The 22,723-nt window shown below is 61.6% G+C and carries 20 protein-coding genes; 12 read left to right on the forward strand and 8 right to left on the reverse strand.

The features are described from left to right. The first annotated feature begins 194 nt into the window (after positions 1 to 194). Complete coding sequence (gene fosA / locus ACR42C_RS02695; RefSeq protein WP_479985177.1) at positions 195 to 620, forward strand: FosA/FosA2 family fosfomycin resistance glutathione transferase; 426 nt, start codon at positions 195 to 197, stop codon at positions 618 to 620. Here the strand turns inward: fosA and ACR42C_RS02700 are convergent. Then, entirely contained in the window at positions 606 to 1,613 is a 1,008-nt protein-coding gene (locus ACR42C_RS02700; RefSeq protein ID WP_479984715.1) for a LacI family DNA-binding transcriptional regulator, read from the reverse strand. The two genes, fosA and ACR42C_RS02700, sit on opposite strands and share 15 nt — an antisense overlap. 185 nt (positions 1,614 to 1,798) lie before the next feature. On the opposite strand from ACR42C_RS02700, the gene ACR42C_RS02705 reads away from it, so the two are divergent. Next, positions 1,799 to 2,890, forward strand: a complete 1,092-nt coding sequence (locus ACR42C_RS02705; RefSeq protein ID WP_479984716.1) for a cellulase family glycosylhydrolase — start codon at positions 1,799 to 1,801, stop codon at positions 2,888 to 2,890. Between the two features lie 47 nt (positions 2,891 to 2,937). Next, on the forward strand, positions 2,938 to 4,359 hold the full coding sequence (locus ACR42C_RS02710) for an MFS transporter (RefSeq protein ID WP_116343931.1): 1,422 nt from the start codon (positions 2,938 to 2,940) through the stop codon (positions 4,357 to 4,359). Here ACR42C_RS02710 and ACR42C_RS02715 read toward each other — a convergent pair. The 4 genes from ACR42C_RS02715 to ACR42C_RS02730 are packed head-to-tail and all read right to left on the reverse strand — an operon-like array spanning position 4,322 to position 9,068. Next, on the reverse strand, positions 4,322 to 5,143 hold the full coding sequence (locus tag ACR42C_RS02715) for an alpha/beta fold hydrolase (protein ID WP_069601666.1): 822 nt from the start codon (positions 5,141 to 5,143) through the stop codon (positions 4,322 to 4,324). The two genes, ACR42C_RS02710 and ACR42C_RS02715, sit on opposite strands and share 38 nt — an antisense overlap. A gap of 30 nt (positions 5,144 to 5,173) precedes the next feature. Further along, positions 5,174 to 6,793 (reverse strand): MFS transporter, encoded by a 1,620-nt coding sequence (locus ACR42C_RS02720; RefSeq protein ID WP_479984717.1) that lies wholly within the window; start codon positions 6,791 to 6,793, stop codon positions 5,174 to 5,176. Beyond that, positions 6,790 to 7,197 carry a DoxX family protein gene (locus tag ACR42C_RS02725; RefSeq protein ID WP_302219251.1) on the reverse strand — a complete coding sequence of 136 codons (408 nt, stop codon included), beginning with the start codon at positions 7,195 to 7,197 and terminating at the stop codon, positions 6,790 to 6,792. Before ACR42C_RS02725 ends, ACR42C_RS02720 begins: the two co-directional genes overlap by 4 nt. Next, entirely contained in the window at positions 7,197 to 9,068 is a 1,872-nt protein-coding gene (locus ACR42C_RS02730; RefSeq protein ID WP_163330736.1) for an amidohydrolase, read from the reverse strand. Before ACR42C_RS02730 ends, ACR42C_RS02725 begins: the two co-directional genes overlap by 1 nt. A gap of 219 nt (positions 9,069 to 9,287) precedes the next feature. On the opposite strand from ACR42C_RS02730, the gene ACR42C_RS02735 reads away from it, so the two are divergent. From ACR42C_RS02735 to ACR42C_RS02755, 5 genes are all read left to right on the forward strand, one after another. Beyond that, the gene (locus ACR42C_RS02735; RefSeq protein ID WP_023331928.1) at positions 9,288 to 9,974 is read left to right on the forward strand and encodes a hydrolase; all 687 of its coding nucleotides are present in this window, start codon (positions 9,288 to 9,290) and stop codon (positions 9,972 to 9,974) included. Positions 9,975 to 10,035: 61 nt separating this feature from the next. Next, positions 10,036 to 10,257 (forward strand): DUF1427 family protein, encoded by a 222-nt coding sequence (locus tag ACR42C_RS02740; RefSeq protein ID WP_479984718.1) that lies wholly within the window; start codon positions 10,036 to 10,038, stop codon positions 10,255 to 10,257. After that, positions 10,254 to 10,514, forward strand: a complete 261-nt coding sequence (locus tag ACR42C_RS02745) for a XapX domain-containing protein (protein WP_479984719.1) — start codon at positions 10,254 to 10,256, stop codon at positions 10,512 to 10,514. The genes ACR42C_RS02740 and ACR42C_RS02745 overlap by 4 nt, the downstream gene beginning before the upstream one ends. A 23-nt stretch (positions 10,515 to 10,537) precedes the next feature. Beyond that, on the forward strand, positions 10,538 to 10,918 hold the full coding sequence (locus ACR42C_RS02750; RefSeq protein WP_116343925.1) for a response regulator transcription factor: 381 nt from the start codon (positions 10,538 to 10,540) through the stop codon (positions 10,916 to 10,918). A gap of 9 nt (positions 10,919 to 10,927) precedes the next feature. Continuing rightward, positions 10,928 to 16,510: a trifunctional serine/threonine-protein kinase/ATP-binding protein/sensor histidine kinase gene (locus tag ACR42C_RS02755; RefSeq protein WP_320721071.1), complete on the forward strand. Its 5,583-nt coding sequence runs from the start codon at positions 10,928 to 10,930 to the stop codon at positions 16,508 to 16,510. Positions 16,511 to 16,513: 3 nt separating this feature from the next. On the opposite strand, the gene ACR42C_RS02760 is transcribed toward ACR42C_RS02755, so the two are convergent. After that, the gene (locus ACR42C_RS02760; protein ID WP_116343923.1) at positions 16,514 to 17,131 is read right to left on the reverse strand and encodes a response regulator transcription factor; all 618 of its coding nucleotides are present in this window, start codon (positions 17,129 to 17,131) and stop codon (positions 16,514 to 16,516) included. A gap of 179 nt (positions 17,132 to 17,310) precedes the next feature. Beyond that, positions 17,311 to 17,697 (reverse strand): VOC family protein, encoded by a 387-nt coding sequence (locus tag ACR42C_RS02765; RefSeq protein ID WP_320721072.1) that lies wholly within the window; start codon positions 17,695 to 17,697, stop codon positions 17,311 to 17,313. Between the two features lie 81 nt (positions 17,698 to 17,778). Here ACR42C_RS02765 and ACR42C_RS02770 point away from each other — a divergent pair, with 81 nt between their 5' ends. The 3 genes from ACR42C_RS02770 (at position 17,779) to ACR42C_RS02780 (ending at position 20,458) form a co-directional block, all read left to right on the forward strand. Further along, positions 17,779 to 18,549, forward strand: a complete 771-nt coding sequence (locus ACR42C_RS02770; RefSeq protein WP_320721073.1) for a DeoR/GlpR family DNA-binding transcription regulator — start codon at positions 17,779 to 17,781, stop codon at positions 18,547 to 18,549. Between the two features lie 63 nt (positions 18,550 to 18,612). Then, positions 18,613 to 19,215 (forward strand): ATP-dependent Clp protease proteolytic subunit, encoded by a 603-nt coding sequence (locus tag ACR42C_RS02775; protein ID WP_028015368.1) that lies wholly within the window; start codon positions 18,613 to 18,615, stop codon positions 19,213 to 19,215. 121 nt (positions 19,216 to 19,336) lie between these two features. Beyond that, positions 19,337 to 20,458, forward strand: coding sequence for a ribosomal protein uL16 3-hydroxylase (locus ACR42C_RS02780; RefSeq protein WP_320721074.1), 1,122 nt, complete (start codon positions 19,337 to 19,339; stop codon positions 20,456 to 20,458). 496 nt (positions 20,459 to 20,954) lie between these two features. On the opposite strand, the gene ACR42C_RS02785 is transcribed toward ACR42C_RS02780, so the two are convergent. Further along, entirely contained in the window at positions 20,955 to 22,373 is a 1,419-nt protein-coding gene (locus ACR42C_RS02785) for an aminotransferase-like domain-containing protein (RefSeq protein ID WP_116342280.1), read from the reverse strand. 176 nt (positions 22,374 to 22,549) lie between these two features. On the opposite strand from ACR42C_RS02785, the gene ACR42C_RS02790 reads away from it, so the two are divergent. Next, positions 22,550 to 22,711, forward strand: coding sequence for a DUF1127 domain-containing protein (locus tag ACR42C_RS02790; RefSeq protein ID WP_116342282.1), 162 nt, complete (start codon positions 22,550 to 22,552; stop codon positions 22,709 to 22,711). Positions 22,712 to 22,723 lie beyond the last annotated feature (12 nt).

Raw genomic sequence — 22,723 nt, forward strand, 5'->3', positions numbered from 1 at the left:
CTCCTTAACGTTGTAATGCCGAAAGGGGTCTTAGATGTGTGAAAGCCGCCTTTCGACGGCTATCTGAAAATGGGAAAAACTACTCCGTGCCGCCTTTAAGAAGGCAGCCACCAGCGGTTTACGGTGAGCACGGCGTGGTTTATGTTCATCTCTTTACCGTACCACGTCCGGCGCGAAAAACAAAAGGGCACGTCATGCTGCAATCTCTCAACCATCTGACCCTCGCGGTCAGCGACCTGCAAAAAAGCGTCACCTTCTGGCACGAGCTGCTGGGGCTGACCCTGCACGCCCGCTGGAATACCGGGGCCTATCTCACCTGCGGCGATCTGTGGGTCTGCCTGTCGTACGACGAGGCGCGCCGGTACGTGCCGCCGCAGGAGAGCGACTACACCCATTACGCGTTTACCATCGCGGAGGCGGATTTTGAACCGTTCTCGCAAAGGCTTAAGCAGGCGGGCGTCACCGTCTGGAAGCAGAACAAAAGCGAGGGGGCGTCGTACTATTTTCTCGACCCGGACGGGCACAAGCTGGAGCTGCACGTGGGCAGCCTCGCCGCGCGGCTGGCGGCGTGTCGCGAGAAGCCCTACGCGGGCATGGTGTTTACCTCAGACGAGGCTTGAGGCGCGCACCTTCAGCCTGCCCGCCAGCGTCACGTGCGTGGCGGCATCTTCCTGATTGCACAGGTACTCCACCGCCAGCCGTCCCAGCTCGCTGTAGGGCAGCTGGATACTGGTCAGCGGCGGGGTGAGCTGCTCGGAAATCTTCTGGTCGTCGTAGCCCGCCAGCAGCATGTCCTGCGGGATGCGCACGCCGTTCACCGCCAGCGCCTGATAGCAGCCAATCGCCAGCCAGTCGCTGGCGCAGAAGATGGCGTCCGGGCGCTCGGTCAGCTCCAGCAGAGAAGTCGTGGCGGTAAAGGACTCGCTGAACTGCCAGTTGGTCTGGCGCACCAGGCTGTCGTCGCACGCCAGTCCGGCCTGCTGTAATGCCGCCTGGTAGCCCGCCAGACGCTGGCGCGAGGCCTCCATCCAGCTCTCCCCGGTGATGTGGGCGATGCGCGTGGCCCCGCAGGCGATGAGGTGTTTAGTCACCTGAAAAGCGTTGGCGTAGTCGTCCGGGATAAACGACGGCAGCAGCGGCGAGCCGGGGTCGCGCTGGTTGAGCAGCACCAGCGGGATGCGGGTGCAGTCCTGGAACGCCGTCATGTCCACCAGCGTGGTGACCGGAGACGCGAGAATAATCCCGATGCAGTTACGCTTCTCCAGCTGGCGGATTATGTTCAGCGCCAGCTCGATGTCGTCGCCGTAGTCGTAGACGGTGAGCAACGTCTCGTTGCGCCACGCCGCTTCCCGCGCCTGGCTGATGGCGTCGATAAACGGGTCGAAGCTCTGCATGGAGCTCACCAGCAGGGCGATCTCCTCCTGGTTGCGCGGGGCGTGAACGGCGGGGAGGCGGTCGTAGCCGAGCTCGGTAGCCACGTTAATCACCCGCTGGCGGGTGTCGTCGCTGAGCTTGATGTTGCGGGACTGGTTAAGCACCAGCGATACCGTCGCCTGCGACACGCCCGCCGCCCGCGCAATATCGTTCATCGTCACTTTCGTTTTTCGCTTCATCCGTCCTCTCCCTTTCGCGATTTCGCATCATACCCTAACCGCACGCTTTAGCGCCGTCGATCACGTTTCTCATTCATCGAAGCGTGAACTTTGTGAGAGCCGTCGCTTTTCGGTGCGCCGTGATTTGCGCATTTATCCCGCAACTAATATTTATTAGCTAAATATTATCAGTAAGAGGACGCGTAATGAAAGAGCAGTGGAGCAGGGAGCAGGCACAGGCGTGGTACGAGCAAAAAGGCTGGCTGTGCGGGTTTAACTATCTGCCGTCGACGGCGGTGAACTGGACCGATATCTGGCAGGAAGAGACCTTCGATGCCAGCACCATCGAGCGCGAGCTGGGCTGGGCGGCGGACGCGGGCTATAACACCCTGCGCATCAACCTGCCGTTTATCGTCTGGGAGCACGACCGTGACGGGCTGATGGCGCGCATCGACCAGTTTTTGACGATTGCCGACGGTCACGGGTTCAGCACCATGCTGACTCTGATGGACGACTGCGGCTTCTCCGGCGACGAGCCGTACCTCGGCCCGCAGAAGCCGCCGGTGCCGGGCAAGCACAACAGCCAGGCGGCGGCGAGCCCCGGTCGCGATAAGGTGTGCGATCCCGACTGCCGGGCAGACATTGAACGCTATATCCGCGACGTAGTCCGCCAGTTTCGAGACGATAAGCGCGTGCTGCTGTGGGATCTCTACAACGAGCCGGGCAACCGCGGCATTTTCGCGACCGGCACGCAGGAGGTGCAGTACGACGCGAAGCTGGAGACCTGCGCGCACGAGCTGATGAAGCTGGCGTTCCGGTGGGTGCGTGAGGAGGACCCGACCCAGCCGCTCACCGTCTGCGCCTGGCGCCTGCCGCCGGAGGAGGAGGGCGAGACGTTCTTCCGGCATCCGCTGGACCAGACCGCGCTGGCACTCTCGGACGTGGTGAGCTTCCACGCCTACACCCACACCGGGCGCATGACGGCGATTATCCAGCAGCTGCAAAAGCTCGGTCGGCCGCTGTTCTGCACCGAATGGCTGGCGCGTCACGTGGGCAGCACCATCGAAGAGCAGCTCCCGCTGATGTACGCGGCGAAGGTCGCGCCGTACCAGTGGGGGCTGGTGCGCGGCAAAACCCAGACGTGGCTGCCGTGGCCGGTGGTGATGAAGGAGTCGACGGACTACTGCCGCCTCTGGTTCCACGACGTGTTTGAGGAGAACGGCATTCCGTTCTCGCGCCGTGAAATCGCCCTGATGCAGCAGCTGCGCAAGATCGCCCCTCAGGCGCAGGACAAATAATATCGACCCGGCGGACCACCGCCGGGCAACCAGGCAGGCATATAACAATGGCAACGACAATGAAAATACCGTCTCGCGAGTTGTGGTCTTATTTTGGCTATGGTTTAGGTCAGTGTTTTAGCTTTGGTTTAGTGGGTTCGTTTATTAACTATTTTTACACCGACGTGCTGGGGATCTCGGCGCTGGCGGCGAGCACCATCTTCCTGATTGCCCGCGCGTGGGACGCGGTTCACGATCCGCTGTTTGCCAGCATTATGGACACCATTAACAGCCGGTTCGGCAAGTTTCGCCACTTTTTGCTGATCGCGCCTTTGCTGATCACCGGCGTCACGCTGCTCTCGTTCTATAAAATCGAAGCGGACATGACCACCAAAATCCTCTACGCCGGGGTGACGTATATCCTGTGGGGGACACTGTACGCCATCTCCGATATCCCGTTCTGGTCGATGTCGTCGGTGATGACCAACGACTCCGCCCAGCGCACCCGCGCGGTGACGGCGGCGATGCTCGGGGTCAACGCGGGGATTGCCTGCGCCAACATCTTCTTCCCGAAGCTGGCGGCGTTCTTCGCCCAGTACAGCAACGATAAAGGTTACTTTATGGCGGCGCTGGTGATGATGCTGGTGGGCCTGCCGCTGATGCTCAACGGCTTTATGCAGATCAAAGAGCGCGTGCCGCCGAGCCCGGAGAAGGTGACCATCCGCGACACCTTCCACAACCTGCGCCAGAACAAGCCGCTGTTTATCGTCCTGCTGTCGTTCTTTTTCTGCGTGTTCCACAACGTGGCGGGCGGGCTGTATATCTACTTCTTTATCAACAACCTGGGCGACGGCAGCCTGCAGATGGCGATTGGTGTGATGGGGATCGTGGCGGCGGTGCTGTGCCTGGTTGCCCCGATGCTGACGCGCCGGATGCAGAAGCGGAAGCTGTTTATGATCCTCTGCGGGCTGGACGTGGCGGTGCGCGTGGTGATGTGGTTTGTCGGCTATCAGCAGGTGACGATGCTGTTTATTCTGCTCGGGCTGAGCACGCTGTTCGTGATGATGACCAACATCCTCACCTCGTCGATGATTGCCGACACCATCGAGTACGCGGAGTACCACACCCACAAGCGCTGCGCGGCGATTACCTTCTCCGGGCAGACCTTTACCGGCAAGATGTCGGTGGCGGTGGGCGGCGGGTTAATCGGCGTGTTTCTGACGATGATTGGCTACGTGCCGCAGGCGCAAATCCAGAGCGAAGGCGTACTGTCGGGGCTGTTCTTCGGGATCTGTTTGTTACCGGCTATCGGCTCGCTGATCCGAATGGGCTTTATGTCGCGCTTTACCTTCACCGAGGAGAAGCATGCGGAGATTTGTCGGCTGCTGGCGGAGCGGAACGCGTCTGCGAAAGCGCCGGGTGGCGGCTGCGCCTTACCCGGCCTGGAAAAAATTACAGCGACTTCACAAACGCCAGCAGATCTTCGTTGAGCTGATCCTGGTGGGTCAGCGCGAAGCCGTGCGGCGCGTTGTCGTACACCTTCAGCGTGGCGTTTTTGATCATCTCCGCCGCCAGCTTGCCGGTGCTTTCAAACGGCACGATCTGGTCGTTGCTGCCGTGAATAACCAGCGTCGGCACGTCGATTTTCGCCATATCCGGGCGGAAGTCGGTTTCGCCGAAAGCGGTCACGCAGTCGATGGTGCCCTTCAGCGACGCCAGCAGGGCGATGTTCAGCGTCTGGGTCAGGGCACCGGCGGAGACGGTCTGCCCGGCGTTGGTACCGTAGAACGGCGTCGCGAAGTCGCTGATGAACTGGGCGCGATCTTTACGCAGTCCGTCGCGAATGCCGTCGAACACGCTCTGATCCACACCCTGCGGGAAGGAGTCGGATTTGCCGAAGATCGGCGTTACCGCGCCCAGCAGCGCCAGACCGGCCACGCGCGCGCTGCCGTAGTTGTTGATGTAGCGCGTCACGTCGCCGCCGCCCATGGAGAAGCCCACCAGCGTCACGTCGCGCAGGTCCAGGGTGGTAATCAGGTCGTTGATGTCGGACGCAAAGGTGTCGTAGTCGTAGCCGTTCCACGGCTGATCCGAGCGGCCAAAGCCGCGACGGTCAAAGGCGATGGCGCGGAAGCCGCGCTCCGCCAGGTAGTTCAGCTGGCTGTCCCACATGTCGCCGTCCAGCGGCCAGCCGTGGCTGAAGAGAACCGGTTTGCCCGCGCCGCAGTCTTTGTAGTAAATCTGCGTGCCGTCTTTTGCCTTAAACGTTGCCATAGTGTCTTCCTCTACAGGTGATTGTTATGTTTAAACCGGCGCGACCAGATAGCGAATTGCCGGTGATGTTGTGCCCTGATGAAAAGCCAGAACGCGGCTCTGCAGCAGGAGGTCATTCATGGTGTGGCGCTCCTGCTGGCGCAGATGCTCAATCCAGGAGCCCATCAGGAAGGTCTCGATAAACAGACCGGGGCGCTCAATATCCTCGTACACCGCCCAGCTCATCGCCCCGGCGCGGCGGCGCACCCGGCGCAGCTCGTGTACCGCCTCCAGGAAGGCCTTCGCGTTGTGCGGGTCGATGATGTACTCGTGCGATACCAGCACCGGGCCACGCTCGTTGGGCAGGTCAATCTCCACGCCGTCCAGCGGCTGGCCGCTCAGGTCGAGGTTCAGGTCCGGATCTTTCTCCAGCTTCCAGCGGAACACGGTGGCGCTTGCCAGCACCATCCCCAGCGTGGCGACCACCAGCGAGGTCGGGGTGCCGAACTGCGAGGCGATTTGCCCCCAGATGGCGCTGCCCGTGGTCATCGAGCCGAAGAACACCGTCAGGTAGACCGCCAGCGCGCGGGCCTTCACCCAGCGGGCGGCGCTGCGCTGCGCGCCGAGGTTGAGGGTGGAGAGCACCGCAATCCACGCGAAGCCGGTGAAGAACTCAAACAGGTTGAGCAGCCAGACGTGGCGCACAAACGCCAGCGCCAGCATGGTGAGGGCAAAAGTCAGGCTGGCGGCCACCATCAGGCGGTCGGCGTTCAGCCGCTGGCGCAGGCGCGGTAGCAGGATCGCCCCGGCAATCGCCCCCAGGCCTATGCACGCCAGCATCACGCCGTAGCCCGCCGGACCTAAGCCCAGCTCGCGGCGCGCCACCAGCGGCAGCAGCGCCCAGCCCGCGCTGCCGAAAACGAAGAAGGCCACGGTGCGCACCAGCACGTTGCGCAGCACCGGGGCGGCGTGCACGTAGCGAATGCCGGAGCGCACCGCAGAGAAGAAGTGCTCCGGCGGCAGGCGCTGCACGGATGGCGCCGGACGCCAGCGCCACAGCACCCACGCCACGCCGACCACGGACAGCGCGTTCAGGGCAAACACCATCCACGGCCCGGCGAGCGACAGCAGAAAACCGCCCAGCGCGGGGCCAATCGCCCGGCTGATGTTCACCCCGAGCGAGTTCAGCGCCACGGCGGCGCCCAGCTCCGGCTTGCTCACCAGATCGGGCACCACGGCCTGGAACGGCGGCGAGCTCATCGCCGCGCCCACGCTCAGCAGAAACGTTGCCACCAGCAGCACGGTGGGGGTGACGTGTCCGGTGAAGGAGAGCACCGTCAGTACGGCGGCGGCGATGAACACCCACAGCTGGGAGAAGAGCAGGTATTTACGTCGGTCGACGATGTCCGCCATCACCCCGGACGGCAGGGCGAAGAGAAACATCGGCAGGCTGCTGGCCGCCTGTACCAGCGCGATATCCAGCGGGTCGGCGCTCAGGGTCAGCATGCTCCAGTTGATGCCGACGTCGCTCATCCATGAGCCGACGTTAGAGACCACCGTGGCGATCCACAGCATGCGGAACACCGGCTGGCTCAGCGGTTGCCACGGCGAAACCGCCTGCGCGGGCGTCGTCTCGACGTGTGCGTCGCGAACGTCGTTAACCTGGGTCATGCGAACCTCTCCGTTGCCTTACGCTGTAGCCGCCACTGGCCCGGCCCGGTGAGGGCGAGGGTGGTGAAGATAATCAGCAGCAGCCAGCCAAACTGCCCTTCGGCAATCGACCAGTTCGGGTGGACCGCCAGCATCGCCACCAGCAGCACGGCGATAATCGGCAGGCACGCCAGGCGGGTGTACACGCCCGCAATGATAAACAGCGGGCAAATCACCTCGGCGACAATCGCCGGGATCAGGCTGGCGTAAGGCCCGAAGCCAAACGGATCTTCAATGCGCGTCAGCTCTTCGCTGAAGTGCAGCACCTTTGGCAGGCCGTGCACGTAGAGCAGCAGCAGGCTGCCGGTCAGGCGCAGGAAGAACAGCCCCAGGTCGACCCGGGGCGGCATAGTAGTGTTTTTCATCAGAATGCAAAGCAGCTGCAGCCCAGCGCCCCCCAGAAAGCGTTATCGTCGGACACCGGCATCTCTGACGTGCGGGCGAAATCATGCTGGTGGCTGTGAACCCCGCACGGGCCGCTGCAGTGGTGAGCCACACTCAAGCCGACGCGTGCGGCCTGCGGCGGCGCGCTGCGGTAGTGGCCCGGCACCTTCACCACCGGGGACCACTCGGGCAGAACCGGAATGGCCGGCGGCGCGAGCGGGCCAAAGCTGCCTGCGGCGTAGACGATGTCGCCGTTGACCACCGTCAGGACGGACTCGATGCCCTTGATCTCCTCTTCCGGCACGCGGAAGTAGTCTTTGCTCAGCACGGCCAGATCGGCAAGCTGGCCGACCTTGATCTGCCCCTTCTGGTTCTGCTCGCTGGAGAACCACGCGCTGCCCTGGGTCCAGAGCATCAGGGCGGTATCGCGATCCAGACGGGCACTGTGGTCGTACATCTGCATTCCGCCGACGGTGCGCCCGGAGACCAGCCAGTAGAGCGCGGTCCACGGGTTGTAGCTCGCCACGCGGGTAGCGTCCGTTCCTAAGCCCACCGGCACGCCGGTCTCCAGCATTTTCGCCACCGGCGGCGTGTGGCGGGTGGCTTCGATGCCGTAACGCTCGGCAAAGTACTCGCCCTGGAAGGCCATGCGGTGCTGCACGGCAATGCCGCCGCCCAGCGCTTTGATGCGGTCGATGTTGGCCTGGGTAACGGTTTCCGCATGGTCGAAGAACCAGTGCAGGCCGTTGAACGGAATGTCGCGGTTCACCTTCTCGAACACGTCCAGCATGCGGCTGATGGATTCGTTGTAGGTGGCGTGCAGGCGGAACGGCCAGCGGTGCTCCACCAGATGGCGCACTACGCGCTCCAGCTCGTCCTCCATGCCTGGCGCGAGGTCCGGGCGAGGTTCGAGGAAGTCTTCAAAATCGGCGGCGGAGAAGACCAGCATCTCGCCCGCGCCGTTGTGGCGAAAGAAGTCGCTGCCCTGGCCCGGCGTGAGCATGTCGGTCCATTTTTCAAAGTCTTCCAGCTCGTGGCCCGGACGCTGGGTAAACAGGTTGTAGGCGATGCGGATGGTCATCTGCTTTTTCTCGTGCAGCTCGGCAATCACCTCGTAATCTTCCGGGTAGTTCTGGAAGCCGCCGCCCGCGTCGATGGCGCTGGTCAGCCCCAGGCGGTTCAGCTCGCGCATGAACTGACGGGTGGAGTTGACCTGCTGCTCCAGCGGCAGCTTCGGCCCTTTGGCCAGCGTGGCGTAGAGGATCATGGCGTTCGGACGGGCAATCAGCATCCCGGTCGGGTTGCCGTTGGCGTCGCGCTGGATCTCGCCGCCCGGCGGGTTGGGCGTGTCTTTGGTGTAGCCGACCACCTTCAGCGCGGCGCGGTTGAGCAGGGCGCGGTCGTACAGGTGCAGGATGAAGACCGGGGTATCCGGCGCGGCGTCGTTAATTTCGTCCAGGGTCGGCATGCGGCGCTCGGCAAACTGGAACTCGGTCCAGCCGCCCACCACGCGCACCCACTGGGGCGACGGCGTGCGCAGGGCCTGCTCTTTCAGCATCCGCAGGGCGTCGGCCAGCGACGGCACGCCTTCCCAGCGCAGCTCAAGGTTGTAGTTCAGCCCGCCGCGAATGAGGTGCAGGTGCGAGTCGTTCAGGCCGGGGATGGCGGTGTGGCCTTTCAGGTCCACCACTTTGGTGCCGTCGCAGTGGTGTTGCATCACCTCGGCGACGGTACCCACTTCCAGAAATTTTCCGTCGCGCACGGCAACGGCTTCCGCGACGGGGTTTTCGCGATCGACGGTGTGAAACTGGCCGTTAACCAGAATGAGATCGGCTTTACCGAGGGTAACCATAACTGCTCCTGACTGAGAGGGGGAATGGTCAGGATTATGGGAACCGGTTTCGGCAAAGATCCAGTTATACAATAGGATAGGTATACCAAAGTATAACTATACCTAAGGTTAACTATACGAAGAGATAATTACGCGCGGCGACGGAAAACCGCAGGATGAGGGTGACTTTATCGTCGTGGCACTCACGGCGATTTCTACCCTTAACCACTGGAAAATGCTATGACCTCTTCAAAGCTCGAAGTGTTAACCCCTGCGAACTGTCAGATCATCTTTATCGATCACCAGCCACAGATGGCGTTTGGCGTGCAGTCTATTGACCGCCAGGTGCTGAAAAACAACACCGTGGCGCTGGCGAAAGCGGCCAAAGTGTTCAACATCCCGACCATCATCACCACCGTTGAGACCGAAAGCTTCTCCGGTAACACCTATCCGGAGCTGCTGGACGTGTTCCCGGGCCAGGACATCCTGGAGCGTACCTCCATGAACTCCTGGGACGACCAGAAGGTACGTGACGCGCTGAAGGCAAACGGCAAGAAGAAGGTGGTGGTTGCCGGCCTGTGGACCGAAGTGTGCAACAACAGCTTTGCCCTGTGCGCGATGCTGGAAGGCGACTACGAAATTTATATGGTGGCGGACGCGTCCGGCGGCACCTCCAAAGAAGCCCACGACTTCGCGATGCAGCGCATGATCCAGGCAGGCGTGATCCCGGTGACCTGGCAGCAGGTGATGCTGGAGTGGCAGCGCGACTGGGCGCGTAAAGAGACCTACACCGCGGTGATGGATATCGTGCGCGAGCACTCCGGCGCGTACGGCATGGGCGTGGATTACGCCTACACCATGGTGCACAAAGCGCCGTCTCGCCAGAAGAGCGAGCACCGCACCTTAGCGCCTGTTCCGGCACGCTAAGTTCCGCTGGCGGGCTGGTCCCTCATCCGGCTCGCCGCTGCCTCTTTCTCTGGAGTTCACAATGAGTACTGGGCTGATATCCCTTGCGGCAGGCGTGTTGATTGGCCTGATGTATGCCGTGCTGAAGGTGCGCTCCCCCGCGCCGCCCGCGCTGGCGCTGATTGGCCTGCTGGGGATGCTGGCGGGTGAACAGGCGACGCGCCATCTGTTATCCCGCGACGGCGCGCCGCCGTCTCAGGTGATTGCTCCGCAGGCCAAATCGCAGACGGGAGCGACCTCATGAAAGCATGGATAATTTCTCTGGTGTGCGGCGTGGGTGCTGGGGTAATTTACGCTCTGCTCAACGTCCATTCCCCGGCGCCGCCGGTTGTCGCCCTGCTTGGCCTGTTTGGCATGCTGGTGGGCGAACAGCTCATCCCGGTGGGACGGCGTTTACTGAGTCGCGAACCGCTTACCCTCGCCTGGTTTCGTCACGAATGCGTACCGAAAATCAGCGGCACGGCGCCTCCTGCGCCCGCGAAGGACGATCGCGACGTTTAATGATTTGTTTGAGGAAAGACAGCATGACGCTGCCGTGGCGCATTGCCATCATTGATGACGAACGTTCCGTCCGCAGCGGGCTGAGTAATCTCCTGGAATCGGAAGGCTATGCCGCCGACACGTTTGATTCGGCAGAGGTATTTCTGAGCCATCCGCTCGCCCTGTCCGGCGCGGCGATGGTGATCGCCGATATCAAGCTGCGGGGCATGAGCGGCCTGGAGCTGTTTGAAAAGCTACGGCTGCTGGCCGTTCCCCCGCCGCCCGTGATCTTTATCTCCGGTCATGCTGATGAAAATATGCAGCGGTACGCTCTCAGCCTGGGCGCCGCTGCATTTTTGCGTAAACCCATTAACATCGATATTCTGCTGGATCATATACAGCGGGAGCTGGCCCGCCGACGATAAGGATCGCGGATGAACGAACACGAGCAGCCTGCATTCTGGCCCGCCCAGGGGAATCTTCACCAGGGGCGGGTTTTTGTCCTTAAAGAGGATGTGATTTTTACCGTGCTGGCGCAGGAGGGCGGTATCTCCTGGATGAACGCGCGCCATCCCCATTCCGGCGGCTCGTTCATCATTGCCACCGCGGTGAGCGACGAAGAAGAGGAGCGGGCGACACGGCTGCTCAAAAACGAGTTTGCTCTGCGCGACGTGCTGCAGGACAGCTGGGCCATCCGCGCCGTCGCGTCCACCCAGTACCGGGGGCGTTTCGCGCTGGTGTATGCGCCGTTTTCGTTTGAACTGCTGGCGCGGCGCGCGGGCAGGGCGATCTCGGGGATCTCGCGCTTTATCGAACTGGCGATCCAGATCTGCGCTCCCCTGCGCCAGATGCACCTGCAAAACCTGATCCACGGTGATATCAAGCCCGGCTCGATTTTTGTTCATCACGATGGCGCCTGCCGTCTGGGCAGCTTTGGCCTCTCCTGCAGCCTCTCCGGCGCCTTTTCCCAGACCCGGCTTGCCGTTTCAGGCGGTACGCCCGCCTACATGTCGCCGGAGCACACCACCCGCACCCGGCGCCCCGTTGACGGCCGCAGCGATCTCTACAGCCTCGGCATGGTGCTGTATGAACTCCTGACCGGACGCCTGCCGTTTGAGTTGGGGGAGGACGATCAGACCAACTGGGCGCACTACCATATTGCCTCGGAGCCGCTGGCCCCGGACGTGATTCGCCCGGACGTGCCGGGAATGCTGTCCACCATTATCCTGAAGCTGCTGGAAAAGCATCCCGATAACCGCTACCAGACGGTCGACGGGCTGATTGCCGACCTCCGCCGCTGCCAGGCGACGCTGACCTGCGAGGGCGAGATCGTCGCCTTTACCCCCGGCCAGCAGGACCGCACCCCGGCGATCCATCTGGCGGACTCGCTGTTCGCGACGCATCCGCAGGCGAATGACGTCATTGCTGCGTTTGAGCGGGTGGGGCAGAGCCTGGTGCCGGAGCTGGTAACGATCGGTGGGCCGTCGGGGATCGGCAAATCGTCGATCATCGCGACGGCGCTCAAAACGCTGCAGCAGCGTAAGGTGCTGCTGGCGGTGGGGAAAGTCGATCAGTTTTCGCCGTCCCTGCCCTACGGCGTATTAAGCTCCGCGTTCCGCACCTTGACGCTGCACCTGCTGGGGCTGCCCGCAGACGAGGTGGCGAAGTGGAAAATCCGCCTCTCCCGCGCCCTTGAGGGGTACGAAGCGCTGGCCGTCAGCCTGGTGCCCGAGCTGGGCCTGCTGCTTGAGAGCAAGCCGCGCTTCTCGGCGGATACGTTTTCCATTGATGCCCGGGCGCGCTTCAGCCATATGGTGCTGGCCCTGGTGAAAACCTTTGCCACTCAGGGCTGCCCGCTGGTGCTGGTGCTTGACGATCTTCAGTGGAGCGACGCCGCCAGCCTGTATACGCTGAAACATCTGCTGGTGACCTGCGGCGCTATCCCGCTGCTGCTGGTAATCGCCCACCGCGATATCGGTTCGTTGTCCGAACCGACACTGCAACAGCAGCTGGCGAGCCTGCCGGAGGCAGCGCAAAACGCGACTGAAATTGTCCCGCAGGCGCTGTCCGTGAAGGCGGTGGCGCGCTGGCTGGCGACGATATTTCGCACCCGCAGCGCGGCGACGACCGACCTCGCCACGCTGATCCATGAAAAAACCGGGGGCAACCCGCTCTTTGTGCACGAGTTTTTCCGCCGCATCGTGGATGACGGGCTGGTGGTGCACAACAAATATCAGGATAAGTGGCACTACGATCTGCAGGCGATCCGCGCCCGACACTACACCGAGAACGTCGTGACTCTGGTTCTGGAGCAGCTTGAAGAGCTGCCCGACGAGACGCGCCGTCTGCTGGGCAGCCTCGCCTGCCTCGGCGGCACGGGTGAGATGGAGATGATATGCCGCGTGGTCGGCATGTCGATGGCGGAAATGCGCTATGCGCTGCACCCGGCGGTGATGGCCCAGCTCATCGTGCTGACGGAAAAAGAGTACGCCTTCACCCATGACAGGGTGCAGGAGGCCGCCTTTGCGCTGCTGGATCAGCATGAGAAAAGCCATCTTCACCTGACCACAGCCAGCCTGCTGGCCGACGCCGCGCGTCAGGCGGCGGGGAACGAACTGCTGTTCCGCGCCGTTCACCACGTCACGGCCGCGCTGGACAGCATTCAGCCCGCGCCGCAGCGGCAGATGTTCCGCGAGCTGAGCCTGCTGGCCGCGCGACGGGCGAAGCGCACGGGGGATTATCTTTCGGCGCTCGGCTATATCCAGACCGCCAGAGCGCTGGGCAACGCCGGGGCGGTGTCAGACTTCATGCTCGATATCGAAGAGGCGGGCTGCGAGTTTGCGCTGGGCCATCTGGAGCGGACCCGCGAGCTGTGTGACGCCATTCTCGGCTGCCCCGGCGGGCTGACCGAAAAGGCGCTGGCGGCCAACCTGCTGGTGGAAGTCTACACTCGCCAGTCGGACAGCCGTCTGGCGCTGGAGGCGGCGCTCTGCTGGCTGGGGATTTTTGGTATTCAGATTGGCCGCTATCCGGAAGATGCCGACTGTGACGAGGCTTGGGCGCTCTTTTGCAACCGCACGGGCGACGCGCCGCAAAATCTTTTTGCCCAGCTCTCGCGGATGGATAACCCGGAAACCGAAGCGGTGATGAACCTGCTCTACAGCGCCAGCATTTGCGCCGGCTTCATCTGCCCGCGTCTGCACTTTTTGCTGCTCTGCCGCATGATGCACCTGACGCTCGACCACGGCATCACCGGCGCCTCCACCACGGCGATGGCCTGGTTTGGCGTGCTGATTGGCCACCGCTACGCCGAGTATCGCCTCGGGTTCCAGTACGGCACTCTGGCCCGCGAGATGGTGAACCGCCACGGCTACGACGCGTTCGAAGCCAAAACCCTGCTGCCCCTCGACCAGCTCAGCGTCTGGACCCAGCCTTTATCGTTTACCATCGAGTGCGCAAAGGCCTGCTTCACCGCCGCAGTGACCCACGGGGATATGACGGTAGCCTGCTTTGCGGCCTGCCATCAGGTCATTAACTTCCTCTCGCGGGGCGATCACCTGGACGGGGTGTTGACCAGCATCGATCGTGGCCTGGCGTTTGTGCGTAAAACCCACTTCCAGGACGTTGAGACCATTTTGATGCTCCAGCGCACCTTCGTGGAGTTTTTGCGCACGCCTGTCATCGGTACCTGGACCGCGTCGCAGGCGCTGCCCGAGACGCTGCTTCCCGCGTCGCCGGAGCAGGCCCCGGAGCAGACCTCGACCATGCTGTTCTGGTACTGGCTCTACCGCGGCATGGCGCACTTTACCTGCGGCGAGTATGCCGACGCGCAGGCGGATCTCGAGATGGCGGGCTGGTACGCGTGGTCTGCGCCGGGGCACATTCATCTGCTGGATTACCATCTCTACAGCGCGCTGGCGCTCTCCCGCCAGCTGACGCCGGAGACGTTTTCGGCGAATCACCGCCGCAGCATTCACGCCCACTACGACAAAATCGCCCTCTGGGCACGCGTTAATCCCGGCACGTTCGCGGATAAAGAGGCGCTGATCTACGCCGAAATCGTCCGTCTGGACGGGATGAACAGCATTGCGCTTGAGCAGTATGAGAAGGCGGTCCGGCTCTCCCGCGAGGGCGGGTTTAACCCTATTAACGCCCTGGCCCACGAGCTGGCGGGCCGCTTCGCGCTGGCCTGCGGCTACCCGACCGCGTCGGACGCCCACTTCCGCGGCTCGATTGCCGCCTGGGGCCGCGCGGGCGCGCAGGCTAAGGTGCGCCAGCTGGAGCAGGATTTCCCGCACCTGCTGGCCTCCGGGCAGGCCAGCGCCTACGACACGGTGGCGTTCGCCCAGAATGAAACGATCCGCGATCTGCAGAGCGTGATCAAAGCTTCCCGCGCGCTGTCGGAAGAGATCAATCTTGAGCGCCTGATCGAAAACCTGATGACGATCCTGCTCGAACGCGCCGGGGCGCAGCGCGGTCTGCTGCTTCGCGTGAGCGATAACCTGATCCCGGAGATCGAGGCCAGCGCCTGGACCAGCACCGACGGCGTGCGGGTGCGGATCCTGAAAGACGTGCCGACGGCGACCGACATGCCACTGTCGGTGCTGGCAGCGGTGATCCGCACCGGGCAGGAGATCCGCACCGGTAAGCCGGAGGAGTTTCATCCCTTCAGCCAGGATCCCTATCTGGTGACCTCGGGGGCAGCGGTCATGTGCGTCCCGATGTTCAAGCAGGCGCGGCTGGTGGGCGTGCTCTACCTGGAAAACCGCCTGATGCCGGAGGTCTTCACCGCCGAGCACTCGCGCGTGGTGAGCCTCTTGGGCGCGCAGGCCGCGGTCTCCCTGGAGACGGCGCGGCTCTATGCCGAGCTGCTTGCGGAGAACATCCAGCGCCGCCGGGTGGAAAAAGAGCTGCGTGCCAGCCAGACCTCGCTGATGCTGGGCGAGCAGATCAGCCACACTGGCAGCTGGCGCTGGGAGCTGGAGCAGGATCTGATGTTTGTCTCGGAAGAGTACGCCCGCATTCTCGGCCTGCCCGAGCAGCAAAAGATGATCTCCATGGCGGAGTTTTTGACTTTCGTTCACGAGGACGATTACGCCCGCATAAGCGCCATCGTTACCCAGAGCGTGCGCGACGGGCTCTCCATGCGCGCGGAGTTTCGCGTTAAGCGTCCCGACGGCTCAACGCGCTACATCCTCGGCATTGGCGATCCGGTGGGCGTGGGCAGCGAGGTGAACGAGTACTACGGCATCATCACCGATATCACCAGCCAGCGCGCCGCGGAGGATGCCATGCGGGTCGCGCAGGCGGATCTGGCGCGCGTTTCCCGGGCCACCACCGTCGGACAGCTGACCTCCTCCATCGCCCACGAGATCAACCAGCCGCTGATGTCCATCGTCTCGAACGCCGGGGCGAGCCTGCGCTGGCTCAGCCGCGAGCCCGCCCGGCTGGATAAAGTGCGTGAAGGGCTGGAGGAGATCGCCGCGGAAGGCGCGCGGGCGGGGGAGATCATTCGCAGCATTCAGTCCCTGACGCGCAAGCAGGATCCCACCTTCTCGCGCATCGACATGCACTACCTGATCCGCCATATCCTCACGCTCTCCCGCAGCGAGCTGGAGCAGCGACACATTAGCGTTGATTATCTGTTAAAGGCGCAGGACAGCTTTATCACCGGCGACAGCGTGCAGATCCAGCAGGTGCTGCTGAATCTGGTGATGAACGCGGTAGAGGCGATGGCCGAGGTGAAGGATCGCGCCAGCACCATTACCCTCAGCACCGGCAACGCGGACGGGAAAGTGATCGTCGAGATCGCTGACACCGGCAGCGGCATTGAGCCCGAGCGGCTGGAGCAGATTTTTGACTCGTTCTACTCCACCAAGCCGCAGGGGATGGGGATGGGGCTGACCATCAGCGCCAGCATCATCGAGCGCCACTGCGGGAAGCTGAGCGCGCGCCGCCGGGAGCCGCACGGCACGGTGTTTACCTTCGCGCTGCCGCTGGCGGCGCAGGAAGGGTAAACGTTACTCCGCGGGCTGGCTTTTGGTCAGGCGCTCAACGGCCCTGACCAGTTCCGCCACGGAGCGTACCTGCATTTTTTCCATCACGCGGCGGCGGTGCACCTTCACCGTGATCTCGCTTACGCCCAGCTCGGCGGCAATCTGCTTGTTGAGCTTGCCGGTGATGGCAAGCTCAAGCACCTCGTGCTCGCGCGGCGTAAGGGACAGATGACGCTGCTTCAGGGCGTAGTGCTCTTTATTGCGTGCGGCGTTGTGTTCCGCCAGCTGAAGCGCGGATTCAATGGCGTCGATAAGCGCAGTGGATTCGACGGGCTTGGTGAGAAATTCGTACGCGCCGCCTTTAATGGCGCGCACCGACATCGGAATAGTGCCGTGGCCGGTGAGAAAAATAATCGGGATCTCGCGCCCGCTGTCCTTGAGCGCGTCAGCCACCTCAAAGCCCGAGATGGCGGGCATTTGCATGTCGAGGATCACGCACGACGGCAGATCCTCAAAGCGATGCTGAAGAAACGTTTCTGCCGATGAAAAGCCGACGGCGTTCAGGCCCGCTGATTCCAGCAGCCCGATTACGGACTGCCTGACTGCGTCATCGTCATCAACCACATACACAATGTGTTCCATTCACCGCCCCGGTGCAGATTTAAATGTCGAGGATGCAAACCGTCCCGGTGGGTACGTAAGGGACTGTTTATGCTGCCTTTCATCTTAACACATTAACTATCATTATCATTTAACAATATGATAACCATATGAAGTATAGCGAGCCGGGGCAGGGGCGGTGAAGGAGCGAAACGCTGTTTTTATGCACCGACAAGCTCAATGCGGTTGCCGTCCGGGTCCGCGATCACCGCTTCATAAAAGCCGTCTCCGGTCATGCGCGGGGCGCTGAGCAGCGTGCCGTTTGCCTGCGCCTGCGCTGCCATGCGGTCCACCTGCGCTTTGCTGCCGACGTTGATGGCGATATGCGCCCAGCCGATAAACTCCGGGTGCGCGGGGGCGTCCGGCAGGCCCGGCAGCGTCATCAGCTCGATGGTCGGCCCGTCATCCAGGGTAATAAAGTGTGATTCGAAACCGGGGCGATTTTTACTGACGTAGCGTTCGTTGCTGCGGCCATTAAAAACCGTTTCCCAGAACTGAACCTGTGCGTTCAGGCTGCGGGTCCAGAGTGCGACATGTGCAATATTCATAGTTACCCTCGTTGTTTGTGTTGCGCGGTTATGCAACATTATGCGCATTGATACTCGATTAGACTTTTCAAAGGACTTTAAATGCTCGATTATGCAACTTTTCCTGAACAGCGACAAGAGCGGATCCGACAGATCCTTCAGGAGAGCGGAAGGGTGGTCTGTACCGAGCTGGCGAGCCAGATGAACGTATCCGAGCACACTATTCGCCGTGATTTACATGAACTTAGCAAAGAGGGCTATTGTAAAAAGGTCTACGGCGGCGCGGTACTTCAGCTTCCGGATGCGGGCAGTTTTTTCAGCCGTGAGCAGAAAATAAGTGCAGAAAAGCACACAATCGCGCAGAAAGCAGCAACACTGGTTCAGGCAGGTGGGTGCATTTTTATCGACGCGGGGACAACAAACCTGGCGCTGGCAAAAGCCCTTCCGGCGGATCTTAACGTCACGGTGGTGACCAATTCTCCGGCGATTGCCGCGGAGCTGCTGCATCATCCTCTGTGTGAGGTGATTGTCACCGGCGGGCAGATCCAGCGAGCGTCCGGCGGAACGGTTGGCGCCACGGCGGCGAGCCAGATTCAGGACATTATCTTCGATCAGGCCTTTATCGGCGGCTGTGCGATGGATCCTGAGGCGGGGCTTACGGGGTTTGATTTTGCCGACTGCGAGTTTAAAAAAGCCGTGATTGCCCGGAGCACCCAGACCATTGTGGCCCTGACCGCAGACAAGCTTCCTGGCGTCGCGCGCTTTGTGGTAGCGAAGAGCCGCGACATTGACGTGCTGGTGGTGGAAGAGGGGATGGAGCAGGGCGTTTTTGACGCGCTGGCGGCGCAGGATGTTCGCATTGTGTGCGCCTGAGGACTTTCACGGGTAAAACAGGCTACACTCTGGTTTTGAGCGCTAAATGCTGAGGACGTAACAATGCACTACACACTGAAAGAAAGCGACAAGGATAAAGCGGAAGGGTCAAGCGGCGCGGGCGCTCTGCAGCAAAAACTGCTGGAGTCCCGTTCGATTGTTATCTCCGGTGAGATCAACCAGGAGCTGGCGCAGAAAGTGATCACCCAGATGATCCTGCTGCAAAGCGTCAGCAACGATCCAATCAAGCTGTACATCAACAGCCAGGGCGGCCACGTGGAAGCGGGCGATACCATCCACGACTTCATCAAATTCATTCGCCCGGAAGTGCACGTCATCGGCACCGGCTGGGTGGCGAGCGCCGGGATCACCATCTTCCTTGCGGCGAAAAAAGAGCACCGCTACTCGCTGCCGAATACCCGCTTCATGATCCACCAGCCACTGGGCGGCGTGCGCGGTCAGGCAACGGATATTGAGATCGAAGCGCGCGAGATCATCCGCATGCTGGATCGCGTGAACAAGCTGATCGCCGACGCCACCGGCCAGCCGCTGGAAAAAGTGAAAAAAGACACCGACCGCAACTACTGGATGTCTCCGGCAGAAGCGCTGGACTACGGCATCGTGGGTAAACTGATTACCCATTATGACGAGCTGAACCTGGATTAAGTTTTCGCGGCGTTAGGTCGGGTGATACCCGACCTACACGCCCTCGTTTGACCCATGACAAGTTCCCCCTCTGCCTTCTTGCCTATAATCGCGCCTGTTTCTCCTCTCACTGGTGCTACCCATGGCGTATCAACTGAACCTGAACTGGCCGGAATTTCTTGAGAAATACTGGCAAAAACAACCCGTAGTGCTGAAAAATGCCTTCCCAAATTTTGTCGACCCGATTACCCCGGACGAGCTGGCAGGCCTGGCGATGGAGCCGGAAGTCGATAGCCGCCTGGTGAGCCATTTCAACGGCAAGTGGCAGGCCAGCAATGGTCCGTTTGAGCACTTTGACGATCTGGGCGAAACTGGCTGGTCGCTGTTGGCGCAGGCGGTGAACCACTGGCATATGCCCGCGGCGGAGCTGGTGCGTCCGTTCCGCGTCCTGCCGGACTGGCGTCTGGACGATCTGATGATCTCCTTCTCCGTGCCGGGCGGCGGCGTGGGTCCGCATATCGATCAGTACGACGTGTTTATCATTCAGGGGATGGGCAGCCGCCGCTGGCGCGTGGGCGACAAGCTGCCGATGCGTCAGTTCTGCCCGCATCCGGCGCTGCTGCATGTCGATCCGTTTGAGCCGATTATTGACGAAGATCTGGCCCCGGGCGATATCCTCTACATCCCGCCTGGATTCCCGCACGACGGCTTTACCCATGAGACGGCGCTCAACTACTCCGTTGGCTTCCGCGGGCCGAACGGTCGCGATCTGATCAGCAGCTTCGCCGATTACGCGCTGGAAAACGATCTGGGCGGCGAGCACTACAGCGATCCGGATCTGACCTGTCGCGAACACCCGGGCCGCGTGGAGAAGTACGAGCTCGATCGCATTCGTCAGATGATGATCGACATGATCGGCAAGCCGGATGATTTCACAAAATGGTTCGGCAGCTTTGTCTCCACGCCGCGCCACGAGCTGGATATCGCCGCCGCCGAGCCGCCGTATTCGGCAGAAGAGGTGCTGGACGCGCTGCAGGGCGGCGAAACGCTGTCTCGCCTGAACGGCCTGCGCGTGCTGAACGTCAATGGCAGCTTCTTCATCAACAGCGAGCAGCTGGAGACGGTGGACGCGAAGGCGGCGGATGCGCTGTGCCGTTACACCGAACTCGGGCAGGCCGAGCTGGGTGAAGCGCTGAATAATCCGGCGTTTGTTGAAGAACTCACCGGGCTGATTAATCAGGGGTACTGGTACTTCGACGAGTAGTGCGGCACGGTTTTCTCCCTCTCCCTGTGGGCTGAGGAATCCCCAGTAATGATTAAACAGAAGCAATAACGTTGTTTCAGAAAGATTGAAGACTTACAGCGACGCCCTGGTCCGGCTGTAAATCGCTGAGGCGTTTGCCTTCCGGCCGGGGCGAGGCGCAGGGATGCGCCGAGAGGGCGGGCTTTACAGGGACGTTACCTCCGCCCGTACCCGATAAGCCGGAAGGAATAAGCCGAGGGCACCGCGAAGCGGCGATTTACCGCCGGGAGCCCGGGTCGCCAGGGTGGTGGCGACTGAGCCACCCTGGCACGTTCACCGGTCATGTCGTTACAGAGTAGCAAGGAACATAAAGTGAACGGAATGACCACCAGAGCTGTATGTTCCCCCTCACCCCAGCCCTCTCCCTCAAGGGAGAGGGGGTCGTCCGTGCTGGCATTATTTTGTGGGGATCCCTCAGCCCTGTGGGAGAGGGGCGGAGTGAGGGCACCAGGCCGCACTAGCCCTCCTCCATCGCAATCACAATCGCCTCGCCCATCTTCTTCAATGCCTCGCGATTTTTCTCCGTCGGCGGCAGCGCCACGTTGATCCGCAGACAGTTGCGGTACTTCCCGGAGGCGGAAAACAGCGACCCGGCCGCGGCCTGGATCTTCAGCCGACACAGCTGCTTGCTGACGCACACCATGTCGACCTTCTCCGGCAGCTCAATCCACAGCAGGAAGCTACCCTGCGGGCGTGTGACGCAAATCTCTGCCGGAAAATACTGCCGCACCCAGCAGGTGTAGGTTTCCATATTTTGCTGATAAATCTGGCGCATACGGCGCACGTGGCGATGATAATGCCCGTCGCGAATAAACGCCGCCACCGCCATCTGGGTGCCAGGCACGTTAAACCCGCCCGCGGCGTATTTCATGTGCATCACCCGGTCGTAATAGCGCCCCGGCACAATCCAGCCGACGCGCAGGCCCGGCGCCACGGTTTTGGTAAACGAGCTGCAGAGGATCACGCGGCCGTCGATATCCATCGAATGAATAGTGCGAGGGCGCGGGTACTCCGCCGCCAGCTCGCCGTAAATGTCATCCTCCACAATCACGATATCGTGCCGCTGGGCGAGGGCTAACACCTGCTTTTTCCGCGCTTCGGGCATGATAAAGCCGAGCGGGTTATTGCAGTTGGGCACCAGGATCACCGCCTTGATCGGCCACTGCTCCAGCGCCAGCTCTAACGCCTCGATGCTGATCCCGGTCTCGGGATCGGTAGGAATTTCAATCGCCTTGATGTCAAACCCGCGTAGCATCTGCATGGTGCCGTGGAACGACGGCGATTCTACCGCCACGATGTCCCCCGGTTTACACACCGAGAGCAGGGCGATCGACAGCGCGCCGTGGCAGCCGTTGGTGATGACAATCTCGTTCGCCGCCACGGTAGAGCCGCTGTCCAGCATCAGGCGGGCGATCTGCTCGCGCAGCTCCAGGCGCCCGTCGAGCACGTCATAGCTCAGCATCTCGCTCGGGTTATGCTGCGCGATACGGCTCATCTCGCGCCACAGGGGCTTCAGGCTCGGCTGATTCACGTCCGGCGAGCCGCCGCCGAAGGAGATCATCTCTTTGTCGGCGCGGGCGTCCAGCAGCATCATCACCTCGTCCCACTGGGTGACGTCCACCGGGCGCTGAACCGGGCGGGTCATGGCCGGGACAGGCGGCTGGGCCTTGCGCTGCGAGACAAAATAGCCGGAGCGCGGCTGGGGTGTGATGAGCTGGAGGTTTTCGAGGATCTGGTAGGCCTGCTGTATGGTGCTGATGCTCACGCCGTGCTCCTGGCTCAGCGCGCGCACCGACGGCAGACGTTCGCCGCTGCGGTACAGCCCTTGTTCAATGCGTTCTGCCAGAAGGTTGGCCAGATGTTGATAGCGCGTCATGCTGTATCCTTTGTTTTCACCATACAGATTATAAAACCAGTACAGATTGCCGTAAAAATTGGCATGCAGATACTGTTTTAGCGGATCTGTATGTTAAAAAAAAGTTGTTTTTGAGTCTGTATTGCATGGGCCGATTTCCAGGATGATAACCCTACTGGCACAGCGAGGAGAGCATCATGGAATTCTACGAAAACCGTTCAAAACGTCCGTTTATTGTGTTTGTCTGGATCGGCAAAACGATCTGCAGCTGGTATCGCATCAACCGCACCCGCCGCATCCTGAGCCAGATGAGCGACGAGCAGCTCAAGGACGTTGGGTTATCCCGCAATGATATTTAAACCGCAGGCCGG

Source organism: Enterobacter sp. MG-EB028, from assembly GCF_056673305.1.

Coding starts and splice junctions, on each gene's coding strand:
- fosA (WP_479985177.1), top strand. CDS start 195: ATGCTGCAATCTCTCAACCATCTGACCCTCGCGGTCAGCGACCTGCAA.
- ACR42C_RS02700 (WP_479984715.1), bottom strand. CDS start 1,613: ATGAAGCGAAAAACGAAAGTGACGATGAACGATATTGCGCGGGCGGCG.
- ACR42C_RS02705 (WP_479984716.1), top strand. CDS start 1,799: ATGAAAGAGCAGTGGAGCAGGGAGCAGGCACAGGCGTGGTACGAGCAA.
- ACR42C_RS02710 (WP_116343931.1), top strand. CDS start 2,938: ATGGCAACGACAATGAAAATACCGTCTCGCGAGTTGTGGTCTTATTTT.
- ACR42C_RS02715 (WP_069601666.1), bottom strand. CDS start 5,143: ATGGCAACGTTTAAGGCAAAAGACGGCACGCAGATTTACTACAAAGAC.
- ACR42C_RS02720 (WP_479984717.1), bottom strand. CDS start 6,793: ATGACCCAGGTTAACGACGTTCGCGACGCACACGTCGAGACGACGCCC.
- ACR42C_RS02725 (WP_302219251.1), bottom strand. CDS start 7,197: ATGAAAAACACTACTATGCCGCCCCGGGTCGACCTGGGGCTGTTCTTC.
- ACR42C_RS02730 (WP_163330736.1), bottom strand. CDS start 9,068: ATGGTTACCCTCGGTAAAGCCGATCTCATTCTGGTTAACGGCCAGTTT.
- ACR42C_RS02735 (WP_023331928.1), top strand. CDS start 9,288: ATGACCTCTTCAAAGCTCGAAGTGTTAACCCCTGCGAACTGTCAGATC.
- ACR42C_RS02740 (WP_479984718.1), top strand. CDS start 10,036: ATGAGTACTGGGCTGATATCCCTTGCGGCAGGCGTGTTGATTGGCCTG.
- ACR42C_RS02745 (WP_479984719.1), top strand. CDS start 10,254: ATGAAAGCATGGATAATTTCTCTGGTGTGCGGCGTGGGTGCTGGGGTA.
- ACR42C_RS02750 (WP_116343925.1), top strand. CDS start 10,538: ATGACGCTGCCGTGGCGCATTGCCATCATTGATGACGAACGTTCCGTC.
- ACR42C_RS02755 (WP_320721071.1), top strand. CDS start 10,928: ATGAACGAACACGAGCAGCCTGCATTCTGGCCCGCCCAGGGGAATCTT.
- ACR42C_RS02760 (WP_116343923.1), bottom strand. CDS start 17,131: ATGGAACACATTGTGTATGTGGTTGATGACGATGACGCAGTCAGGCAG.
- ACR42C_RS02765 (WP_320721072.1), bottom strand. CDS start 17,697: ATGAATATTGCACATGTCGCACTCTGGACCCGCAGCCTGAACGCACAG.
- ACR42C_RS02770 (WP_320721073.1), top strand. CDS start 17,779: ATGCTCGATTATGCAACTTTTCCTGAACAGCGACAAGAGCGGATCCGA.
- ACR42C_RS02775 (WP_028015368.1), top strand. CDS start 18,613: ATGCACTACACACTGAAAGAAAGCGACAAGGATAAAGCGGAAGGGTCA.
- ACR42C_RS02780 (WP_320721074.1), top strand. CDS start 19,337: ATGGCGTATCAACTGAACCTGAACTGGCCGGAATTTCTTGAGAAATAC.
- ACR42C_RS02785 (WP_116342280.1), bottom strand. CDS start 22,373: ATGACGCGCTATCAACATCTGGCCAACCTTCTGGCAGAACGCATTGAA.
- ACR42C_RS02790 (WP_116342282.1), top strand. CDS start 22,550: ATGGAATTCTACGAAAACCGTTCAAAACGTCCGTTTATTGTGTTTGTC.